Source organism: Vibrio ordalii ATCC 33509, assembly GCA_000257205.1.
Classification (GTDB): domain Bacteria; phylum Pseudomonadota; class Gammaproteobacteria; order Enterobacterales; family Vibrionaceae; genus Vibrio; species Vibrio ordalii.
Map to the genome: position 1 here is coordinate 1 of AEZC01000171.1, position 10,911 is coordinate 10,911.

The 10,911-nt window shown below is 42.0% G+C and carries 11 protein-coding genes; 8 read left to right on the forward strand and 3 right to left on the reverse strand.

The annotated features are described in order from the left end of the window. Positions 1 to 365: 365 nt before the first annotated feature. Positions 366 to 1,220, forward strand: a complete 855-nt coding sequence (locus VOR_RS0111720) for an MIP/aquaporin family protein (RefSeq protein ID WP_010319894.1) — start codon at positions 366 to 368, stop codon at positions 1,218 to 1,220. Positions 1,221 to 1,272: 52 nt separating this feature from the next. Continuing rightward, positions 1,273 to 2,793 carry a glycerol kinase GlpK gene (gene glpK / locus VOR_RS0111725; protein WP_010319895.1) on the forward strand — a complete coding sequence of 507 codons (1,521 nt, stop codon included), beginning with the start codon at positions 1,273 to 1,275 and terminating at the stop codon, positions 2,791 to 2,793. A gap of 150 nt (positions 2,794 to 2,943) precedes the next feature. On the opposite strand, the gene VOR_RS0111730 is transcribed toward glpK, so the two are convergent. Together VOR_RS0111730 and VOR_RS0111740 are read right to left on the reverse strand one after the other, a co-directional pair. Then, entirely contained in the window at positions 2,944 to 3,195 is a 252-nt protein-coding gene (locus tag VOR_RS0111730) for a YgjV family protein (protein ID WP_010319896.1), read from the reverse strand. A gap of 307 nt (positions 3,196 to 3,502) precedes the next feature. Further along, positions 3,503 to 3,820 (reverse strand): DUF496 family protein, encoded by a 318-nt coding sequence (locus tag VOR_RS0111740; RefSeq protein WP_010319897.1) that lies wholly within the window; start codon positions 3,818 to 3,820, stop codon positions 3,503 to 3,505. Between the two features lie 189 nt (positions 3,821 to 4,009). Between VOR_RS0111740 and VOR_RS0111745 the strand changes: the two genes are divergently transcribed. From VOR_RS0111745 to luxQ, 6 genes are all read left to right on the forward strand, one after another. Then, a complete protein-coding gene (locus VOR_RS0111745) occupies positions 4,010 to 4,207 on the forward strand; it encodes a hypothetical protein (protein WP_010319898.1) in 198 nt (65 codons plus the stop codon). 85 nt (positions 4,208 to 4,292) lie between these two features. Further along, entirely contained in the window at positions 4,293 to 4,946 is a 654-nt protein-coding gene (locus tag VOR_RS0111750; RefSeq protein WP_010319899.1) for a YceH family protein, read from the forward strand. Next, positions 4,947 to 5,270, forward strand: a complete 324-nt coding sequence (locus VOR_RS0111755; RefSeq protein ID WP_010319900.1) for a GIY-YIG nuclease family protein — start codon at positions 4,947 to 4,949, stop codon at positions 5,268 to 5,270. A gap of 92 nt (positions 5,271 to 5,362) precedes the next feature. Further along, on the forward strand, positions 5,363 to 6,514 hold the full coding sequence (locus tag VOR_RS0111760; RefSeq protein ID WP_010319901.1) for a conjugal transfer protein TraF: 1,152 nt from the start codon (positions 5,363 to 5,365) through the stop codon (positions 6,512 to 6,514). Between the two features lie 225 nt (positions 6,515 to 6,739). Continuing rightward, entirely contained in the window at positions 6,740 to 7,840 is a 1,101-nt protein-coding gene (locus VOR_RS0111765) for an autoinducer 2-binding periplasmic protein LuxP (protein ID WP_010319902.1), read from the forward strand. 15 nt (positions 7,841 to 7,855) lie between these two features. Continuing rightward, positions 7,856 to 10,408 carry a quorum-sensing autoinducer 2 sensor kinase/phosphatase LuxQ gene (luxQ, locus tag VOR_RS0111770; RefSeq protein ID WP_029627138.1) on the forward strand — a complete coding sequence of 851 codons (2,553 nt, stop codon included), beginning with the start codon at positions 7,856 to 7,858 and terminating at the stop codon, positions 10,406 to 10,408. Between the two features lie 44 nt (positions 10,409 to 10,452). Here luxQ and VOR_RS0111775 read toward each other — a convergent pair. Beyond that, the coding region (locus VOR_RS0111775) for a PilZ domain-containing protein (protein WP_010319904.1) at positions 10,453 to 10,911 on the reverse strand (459 nt) is incomplete at its 5' end.

Sequence of the window (10,911 nt, forward strand, 5' to 3'; positions counted from 1 at the left end):
CAATTTAGGTTGAGTTAATTTAACAACTGTAGTCGTTTTGGAGAGCGAATACGCTTACGAGCTGATCCGATGACCTCTTCATCATGCCTCTTTTATCAGTATGGAATTATATCTCTATCCATTATTACACTTGCTTATGTTGCTATTTATAGATACTCCCTTAGTTTCCTATCATTTGTTAAGATCTGCGTTAGTGAGCAGAAGATCAAAATAATGAGTTAATTAACAAAAAATAATATTAAAAGTAACAGAATTGTGCTCGAACGCTCATAAATGCTGTTTTTTAATTTTCGTGGGAAGAGAAATGTGCAAAATTTGCCGCACACAGACATTGTGTACACAAAAAATAAACAAGGACACTTACTATGACTCGAACAAAACAACATACTCTTCTCGGAGAGTGTATAGCGGAGTTTATCGGCACGGGATTGCTGATTTTTTTCGGTGTAGGTTGTGTTGCCGCCTTAGTTCTCACTGGTGCACAATTTGGCCAGTGGGAAATCAGCATCATGTGGGGCTTAGGTGTGGCAATTGCTATCTATTGCACTGCGGGTGTTTCTGGCGCTCACATTAATCCAGCGGTGACCATTGCACTGGCCGCCTTTCATGGCTTTAATAAAGCGAAAGTGCTTCCCTATATTGCGGCGCAAATGCTCGGTGCATTCTGCTCTGCTGCTCTGGTTTACGGCTTGTACAGCAACCTTTTTACTGATTATGAAATCGCACACAATTTTGTCCGTAGCAGCCAAGAAGCGTTAGCCACAGCAGGTATTTTTTCTACCTACCCTAATGCTTCATTATCATTTGTTGGTGCATTGGCGGTCGAATTTGTCATCACAGCGGTATTAATGTTCGCTATTTTGGCACTAGGTGATGAAAATAATGGTGCTCATCGCAATGCAATGAACCCATTGCTGATTGGTATTCTGATTGCGGTTATCGGTGGTTCACTTGGCCCATTGACTGGCTTTGCAATGAACCCGGCGCGTGACTTTGGGCCGAAATTGTTTGCTTACTTAGCTGGCTGGGACTACGCACTAACAGGTGCAAAAGATATCCCATACTTCATCGTACCTATCATTGCTCCTATTGCTGGTGCCTGTTTTGGGGCATGGGCTTACCCTAAATTTATTGGCGCGTACTTACCCACTGTCGGCGTAGGCTGCACCATTCCAAACCAGTGTGATGACGTAGAAGAAAGTGAGCAAGCTCACGTCTAAAATAACGACAACACTTCATAAAACGATTAACGTGAAAGATAAGGAAAAGACCATGACTGAGCAGAAATATATTGTTGCCCTTGACCAAGGAACAACAAGCTCACGTGCTGTAGTGTTAGATCATGATGCTAACATTGTCAGTGTTTCTCAGCGTGAATTTACCCAGATCTACCCTCAAGCTGGCTGGGTTGAACATGATCCACTGGAAATTTATGCGACGCAAAGTTCGACGCTAGTAGAAGCACTTGGCAAAGCAGGCATTCGCAGTGATGAAATTGCGGCGATTGGTATTACCAACCAACGTGAAACTACGGTGGTGTGGAACAAAGAAACGGGTAAACCAGTCTACAATGCGATTGTATGGCAATGTCGACGTACCACATCCATTTGTGAAGAATTGAAAGCACGCCCAGGGCTAGAAGAGTATATCCGCGAGAATACAGGCCTAGTGCTTGACCCTTACTTCTCTGGCACCAAAATCAAATGGATTTTGGATAATGTCGAAGGGGCTCGTGAAGACGCCGAGGCTGGAAAACTGCTGTTTGGTACGATTGACTCGTGGCTCGTTTGGAACATGACACAAGGCCGTGTTCACGTTACTGATTATACCAATGCATCTCGCACTATGCTTTTCAATATCAATAACTTGCATTGGGATGAAAAGATCCTAAAAGAGTTTGATATTCCTTTGTCTATGATGCCTGAAGTGAAGAACTCTTCCGAAGTTTACGGCCAAACCAACATTGGTGGTAAAGGGGGGACACGTATTCCTATTGCTGGGATTGCGGGTGACCAGCAAGCTGCACTTTATGGGCAGATGTGTGTTGAGGCGGGCCAAGCAAAAAATACTTACGGCACTGGCTGTTTCTTATTGATGAACACAGGTAAAGAGAAAGTCACCTCACACAATGGCTTGCTAACAACTCTGGCTTGTGGCCCTGCTGGTGAACCTTACTATGCACTTGAAGGTGCAGTCTTTATGGGCGGTGCATCGATTCAATGGTTGCGTGATGAATTGAAACTGATTTCAGATGCGCATGAATCGGAATATTTCGCTACGAAAGTTGATACGGCCAACGGCGTTTATGTTGTGCCAGCGTTTACTGGTTTAGGCGCGCCATATTGGGATGCTTATGCCCGTGGTACGATTGTTGGTTTAACGCGTGGCGTGAATTCGAACCATATTATTCGAGCGACCTTGGAAAGTGTCGCTTACCAAACACGTGATGTACTTGATGCAATGCAAGCTGATTCTGGCATTAAACTGTCTGCGTTACGTGTAGACGGTGGCGCGGTAGCCAATAATTTCTTAATGCAATTCCAATCTGATGTGCTTGCTACCGAAGTGCACCGTCCTAAAGTGACAGAAGTGACCGCGCTAGGGGCAGCCTATTTAGCTGGTCTTGCGGTTGGCTTTTGGGGAAGCTTGGATGAGCTTGCTGATAAAGCCGTGATCGATAAAACATTCGTTCCTCATCAAGATGAAGAGAAGCGCGATCGTCGCTATAAAGGTTGGAAACGTGCGGTGAAATGTGCGCAAGCTTGGGCAACTATGCACGATGACGAAGAGTAATACTTAGCCTTATGGCCTCTATGTATCCCCCTGCTAGAGGCTTTTTGCTTGGCTATCTATGTTTTTGCTCTCTGATTTATCGATAAAAAATGCTCTGTCATCGTGGCAGAGCATTTTTTTTACACGTCAATTTTTATTATTTTGGGTTTATCATGCAGCGTTTTTGGCGTCAGCCGTTTTTTTTTCTCGCTGCATCTTTGCTAAAAAGTATATGTTTACGCAGGCGATAAAGCCGTTGGTGAGCACTACAGGCCATGAGTCAATCATTAGTCCGTAAGCGGTAAACAGTGCACAACCAACAAAATTAAGAATACGCAGTTTAACGATATCTTTCATTGTCAGCGAGATTGCCACCATGATTGAGGCGGCATAGCCCAAAATTTCAACCACATTCATTTCCATAATTTGACCCTCTTAATATATGCCGAACGATGTCGGTACCAATCTTCTCGCCGTGAGATAAGTGAGGAAGCTCCATGCCTCGAATGGTCATAGTTAATTTTATGTCTATTAATATAACAATAGCTAATATGTGATAAAAGACTCAAAACCAGGTTCGGAGAAGGTTAGCGATTACGCAAACGTTTAATGTCTATTGCATTAAATTTATCGTGCTTTTGTTTGATGGAAACATTCATTGGCTTTGTGAATGTTATTGCCAATAAAAAACCCGCTTTGATGCGGGTTTCGAAGATGGTCGGCATCAATTTTACTTTTTGCCTTGAGTCATTTGTTTATCTTTATCGGTCAGCTCGCGAATACGACGGCTAATATCACGGCGCTCTTTTGAAATTTCTGCGCTTTTGATGATGTGGTCATCGACGCGATCTTCGTAATCGGCTTTCATATTATTGATGATCGCCATGACTTCTTCGTGGGTCATATCTGGTTTCATGTAATCGAGCAAGTTCTCAAGCAATTCAACTCTTTTACGGTTATCACGAACTTTTTTCTCGTTATCTAGCAGTTCACGTTTCAGTTTATTTTTACGGCGAGCTTGGTTAACAATTTCAAATACGATACTCATAGGTTCCTTTTCCAACTTGAATGTCAATTGCTACTGATTAAATCATATCGAGCTGATTCATAACAGTCTTTAGATCAATCCTGACTCACTCTTGATTAAGAAATCATCAGTCTATTCATGAGTGATTGTACTGCGGTGTAAATGCGCTATATCATGTGCGCACCGTATGACAATGTAATGATACCAGATATGCAACTTTCAGAGATTGTAATCCCTAACACGAAAGACGTGCCTGCAAAACAGCATCACAATGTCAAATTACGTGAGGCTTACATTAGCGAACGTGAACAGCTAGAGATGACCGAGTTAGAGTTAAGCCGTGCAAAGATTATGATGATTGATAGCAATGGGAAACTCATCAGAATCTCACTGTTGTTAGAACACTAATAGAACATAGAACATAGAACGTACAACGTACAACGTAGATTGTGGTCTTGATTAGGAAACTCTGCTTAGAAAAAAGGAAATTATAATGAATATTGAGCTCTCTCCCCTAGAAGCACGAATTATTGGCTGTTTAATTGAAAAAGAAGTGACCACGCCAGATTACTACCCATTAACGCTCAACAGTTTGACCACTGCATGTAACCAAAAAAGTAACCGCGAGCCAGTGCTGTCATTAACCGAAGCTGAGGTTCAAGATGCCGCTGAGGGCTTGATTGCACGTCGCTTGATGAGTGATGAAAGTGCTTTTAACAGTCGAGTGAGCAAATATCAGCATCGTTTCTGCAACACCGAATTTGGCGATTTAAAGTTATCAAATCAAGAGCTTGGCTTGGTGTGCTGCATGTTACTGCGTGGCCCGCAAACACCGGGAGAGTTGCGCACTCGTACTAACCGTTTATGCAGCTTTACCGATGTAAAAGAAGTCGAAACTATTCTAGACGGTTTAGCCAACCGTGAATCAGGCCCGCTGGTGGTGAAGCTACCACGGGAACCGGGCAAGCGAGAGTCGCGTTATCAACATCTCTTTTCCGGAGAGGTTGACGTTGAAAGTTTGGAGCAGAGCTTTGCTCACGCGGTGGAAGGTGGAGTGACCACTCGTATTGATCAACTTGAACATGAGGTTCACGCATTAAAAAATGAAGTCGCCGAGTTACGCGCTTTGGTGGAAAGCTTACTGTAAGTGAATAAGGTGCCCCACAGAGATTGCTCGGACTGGTGGGTTTATTTGGTTCGAACCCGCCACCAAGCACTGTATTGCGGTATTACGACGGATGTTGAACGACGCTTTGTACAACACCAAACAGGGAAGGGTGCAAAAGCGTTACGAGGTAAAGGGCCGTTATTATTGGTTTGGTCTCAACGTGTAGAAGGCGGTAAAAGCCTCGCTTTAAAAACTGAGTTAGCGATTAAAAAGCTGACAAAATTGCAAAAAGAGTCATTGGTGACAAACCAAGAATGCTTTTCTTTCGAGGTGGACAATGTCAATGATTTTGACGTCAATTAGATTTTTGGCGACATATTCACCTATTTTATGTGCAATGTGAGAATTTGTATTAACCTTGTTTAGGGAATAATAATAACAAGGTTGGTTGCAATATGAACAGTTACAACAAATGGTCATTGGTTTCGTTGCTCTTGTTGGCTTGTGCTTCTGCACAAGCGGCGAACACGATAGCTGACGCGCGTGGTAATGGAATGGGGAATACAGGCGTAACAACGGCCGATTATCTGCTAGCCCCATTCTATAATCCTGCATTGGTGGCCGTGTATCGGAATAATGACACGTTTGGCGTGCTTTTCCCTGCGGTAGGTGCTGCGGCTAGAGATCCAGATAAAAGCCTAAAATCCATTGATGATTTGCAAGATAGCATCAAAGCGTTTGAAAATTCGGGTACACCTAATCAAAGTAATATTGATAAGCTCAACCAGTATTTAGACCAGCTTGCCGACGACAAGCCTCTTGCTGTATCGGCGGGCATTGGTATGGCGATAGCGATTCCTCTCGATCTAGTTTCACTTAATATTTTTGCGCGTGGGCACGCTGAGGTGATTGCGCGTTCTGATATTGCGGCAAATACAGGCAATAGCAGCGCCGACGTTGAGAATCGTTATAAAAACTCCACCGTTGATCTGATTGCATTTGGTTACTCAGAATTTGGCCTAGCACTGGCCAAAATATACAACATTCGTGGTCAGCAATTGGCATTTGGCATTACGCCTAAAATTCAACAATTAAGAACCTATAAGCAAAATATTTCGGTAAAAGAATTTGATCTTGCTGATTATGACAAAAGCGAAACGAACGATAATGCCTTCAATCTTGATTTAGGGGCTGTATGGTTAATTAACGATTTTCGTATGGGTGTTGCGGTAAAGGATCTTTTGGCTCAAGAATTAAAAACCATTGATGGTTTAAGTTCATATGATTTGGATACGCAAGTCACAATCTCGGGTGGATATGTCACTGAGTTTTTCACTGCTGCAATCGATTTAGATGCAACAAAGCAGAGTCGTTTCAAAGACCAAAAAGATGATACGCAATACCTACGCTTTGGCTTAGAAGGCAATGCGTGGGGATGGGCACAGCTTCGAGCCGGTTATGAAATCGATCTAGAAGATACTTTGGATAACGCTGTCACGTTTGGCATCGGCATCAGTCCCGGAGATCTTGTCAGTTTCGATCTTGCAGGAAACTATGCTGGGGATAACCAATTTGGCATTTCTGGGAATTTAGCTTTCACCTTTTAAGTTATAAGAAAGCATTCTGTTGCTTTTGTTTAGTAAATGAGCGGTTAGTAAGTGTACGTCAGCTTTTTTAGTAGTTTGTACTATCATTTATAAGGCACATACTTAATAATCAATATGATATACAGGATGCTTGTTTGATCCTTCATTGGGTAGTCCGGAAATATGATGAGTGCGAAATCAGCCATTGTGTATCATTTAATCCAGAAGTTAGTGTACGAGAATGCCATGAGAAAAATCCTGTTCCTTTCATTTGTATTTAGTGTCAGTTTGGCAGCCTCCACTCAGGCTGCAGCGCAAGTTTTAAATGGCTATTGGCGATATCAAGAGTTTTTAGATCTTAATCCTGCGCAACAGGTTCTTACCGACCAGATGATACAGGCAGTGCGTCAACCTCCTGCTGCACTCTCAATAGAGCAAGATAAACCCATTCACATTTCTGTTGTTTATCCAGGCCAACAAGTTTCCGATTATTGGGCACGCAATATCAAAGCTTTTGAGATGCGTTTAGATGAACTTGGGATCAGATACCAAATTAATCAGGTATTTACTCGTCCGAATATTGATATTCGTCAACAAAGTTTATCGCTGATGGAAGCGATCAGAAACAAATCCGATTATTTGGTGTTTACGCTTGATACCATCCGGCATCGTAAATTTATCGAGCAGTTGTTAAGCTCAAATCAAACCAAAATTATCCTGCAAAATATCACCACGCCAGTAAAAAGTTGGGGAGATCGGCAGCCTTTTATGTACGTGGGGTTTGATCATGAAATTGGCACAATGAAGCTGGTGGATTACTACAAAAAATCGGTGCCAAAGAATAGTGCTTATTCTGTACTCTATTATTCTGAAGGCTATGTTAGCGATGCACGCGGCGATAGTTTTATCCAAGAAATGAGTCGGGACAGTAAATATCACTTGGCCTCTTCGTTTTATACAAAAGCGACACGAGATAGTGCATTTGATGCAACTTTGCATATCCTTAAACAAACACCAGATATTAATTTTATTTATGCATGCTCTACTGATGTTGCACTCGGTGCCATGGATGCGCTGCAGCAGCAAAATAGAGAAGACATTACTTTAAACGGCTGGGGTGGTGGTGAGGCTGAATTGGAAGCGTTACAAAATAGTACACTTGATGTCACTATTATGCGTGTCAATGATGATGCAGGTGTTGCTATGGCCGAAGCCATTAAGTGGGATCTTGAAGGAAAACCGGTACCTACGGTTTACTCTGGTGATTTTGAATTGGTAACCAAAGAGGCGTCTTCAGCGTATATTGATAAGCTCAAAAAACGAGCATTTCGTTACTCTGACCATTGATATATCGAGCCATTAATGAGTTTAAGGTCAAGCAGCGTCAAGAAAAAACAAAAGATAGCCACCGTGATTACCAAATCAATGATTGCGGTAATTGGCGCGTTGACGCTCAGTGTTTTATTTCAAAGTTATCAGATCAGTAGCAAAATCATTGCTCAAGAAGTGCAACGTACGGCTTCTCAAACCTCCAGTCTTATTCAGAATCTCTTTAACTTCCGTCTTTCATTACTGCAGGTAAACCAAGATAGCAGCGCAAAAAATACAGGCTTAGTTAAAGCAATTCGTAATGGCGATAATGACAGCATTGATCAGTTCTTTTTTGGGGTTGACCAGCTAGAAGTAACCAATACGCCAGACATTCGTTTCATCTCTGATTCTGACAGCCTAATATGGGAAGATGGCAATGCGCAGTTTTATGGTATTGAACAGAACGAGCTGGTAAACATGTCTCATAAAGTTGCGTTAAGTAATAACTGGCATATGATCAAATCGCCTTCTCAATTGGGCTATACCTACTTAATGCTCAGACGTACACCCGTTATTGACTCACCATCTGGGGAAGTGATTGGCTTTTTGCATCTTGCTAGCGTACTTAACAACAATTACGTGCTGGCAGAAACATTACGTGAAGGCAGCAACTCAGAAAATCTCGTGATGACGACCGGCCCCGGTGACAAGGTCTTATCCTCAACAATTAATGGTGATGATACCTACACGGAACATGATCTTTTAGACGATAATTTTGACGCCTACAGTTTTGCAGATTACATGTTAAGCCGTACCGAGTTAACCACTGAAGGGGTACCAATTTATATTAATGTTCTCAGTGTGCAGAGTAATAAGAACGTATTGCAATTGCGTGAAAATTATTTTTTTTGGATGATTTTTGCTCTTTTTGCCATGGTGATAGTCTCTATTTTGACTCGTTGGTGGTTACATCGACGAGTCAAAATAGAGATCAGTAGCTTGATGAATTACACCCGCAAAGCTTCTGAAGCGGGGAATTATGAGCTTTTTTCTGGTTCTAAAATCTATGAATTTGATCACTTCGGCAGAACGCTAGAACACACATTTCAACGTTTATCTGAGCAAGAAAAACAATTTGAGGATCTGTTCAATTTTTCACTTTCGCCCATCATAGTGTGGAGTATCGACGGCGATATCATCAAAATGAACCCATCCGCAAAAAAATATTTCATGCGTCGCAATGATCAGCAGCAGTGCATTTTTGATGCATTAAAGCAGGAGTTGCAGCCAAAGATACGCCTTGCGGTTGAACAAGAAACTTTCCGAGAGATAAATGTTGAGGTCGGGAATAAGGTTTTTCGTTGGAATTTATCACCCATTATTTTTGAGCAAAGAATTGAGTCAATCATCACCCAAGGACAAGATATTACGACAATCGCCGAGGCGGCTAAACAGAGCCGACTCGCAAGGCAAGAAGCGGAAGAGTCGGCGCGTATTCGTGCTGAATTTCTTGCAAAAATGAGCCATGAATTGAGAACACCACTGAATGGAATTTTGGGTGTTTCTCAATTACTTAAGCGTGAAATTAGCAACCATGAGCAACTTGAGCAAGTGAATGTGTTATGCAGCAGTGGTGAACATTTATTGGCGGTGCTGAATGATATCCTTGATTTTTCAAAGATAGAGGAGGAGCAGTTTAGAATTCAAGAGTCTGATTTTAAGCTGGTTGAAGTCATCTCTGCTGTGGAAAGTATCTATCGACCTTTATGTGCCGAAAAAGAGATTGAGTTCAGCCTGAAGAGCAATATTCCGCCTGATATGATGATCCATGGCGATCAAGTCCGCCTGAACCAAATTCTGTTCAATCTATTAAATAATGCCACTAAGTTTACCCACAATGGGCTGATTAGCATTGAGTTCCAGCAAAAGAATAGCAGCCATCTGTTGATTTCGATTAGCGATACAGGTATCGGCATCAGAGAGCAAGATCTCGCGCTTATTTTTGAGCCTTTTACTCAAGTAGAATCAAACACCACACGAGAATACGGCGGGAGTGGTTTGGGGCTTGCAATTGTCAAAAGCTTGATTGAGATGCTTGATGGTACAGTAAGCGTAAAAAGTCAATTTGGTGTAGGTACGACGTTTTCTATCAAACTCCCATTAGTTGCAGTCAGTGGCTGTAAGAAGGAGGTAACATCCTATGCGTCTACTCCACCACATGAGCTGTTTGAAAAACCAATCAAAGTGTTGCTAGTCGAAGATAACCATACCAATGCTTTTATTGCTCAAGCATTTTGCAAAAAATACCGTATGGAAGTGTCAAGAGTGGAAGATGGCCTACAGGCGATTGATTATTTGAAAGATCATCCAGTGGATCTTATCTTAATGGATAACCAACTGCCTTATTTAGGAGGGGTTGAAACAACCCATTTGATCAAACACGAGCTGATGATGGATGTACCTATTTATGCGTGTACAGCTGATGGTATGCAATCGACTAACGAAGCATTCATGGCTGCAGGTGCAGAATATGTGATAGTTAAACCCATCAAAGAGAAAGCATTGCATGAGGCTTTTTGTCATTTCCAAAAACGGCAGAAATAAAGTACAGCGCAACATTCTTATACGGTTTTTTATCTTATAGAATGCTACACGCTACTTGTTGCCATAAAAGCGCGTTCTAAAATTTCTTTTTTCAATGCAGCTGTCATTGCAATTGATTCAAGAAATTTAACGCCAACTAACACTCCTTGACCTTGTTGACGGACACTGACGATTTGGCAAGCGAGGTCTTGTGGTAGAAGTGGGGACAGTGTGGACTTTATCTCAATAAACATATCTTTTTCTAAATGATGTACGCTAGGAATAAGTAGTGCACAGCCAGAAATCGAAAAGTCGACCAATTTTCCTTTTAATTGGTGCTCTCCTTCATACACAATTGCCGGTAAAGAGAGTTTGTAGCGTTCGTGCTCTCGGATCGCTTTGGTCACAAAGTGATTAGGAAACTTGATAAACAGTAATCCGAACGGTTTGGAAATACTGCGAATAATCGATGTTTTGAACGCGAGTATATGACCTAATTCCGTGTCACAAATCCCACGTTGCGT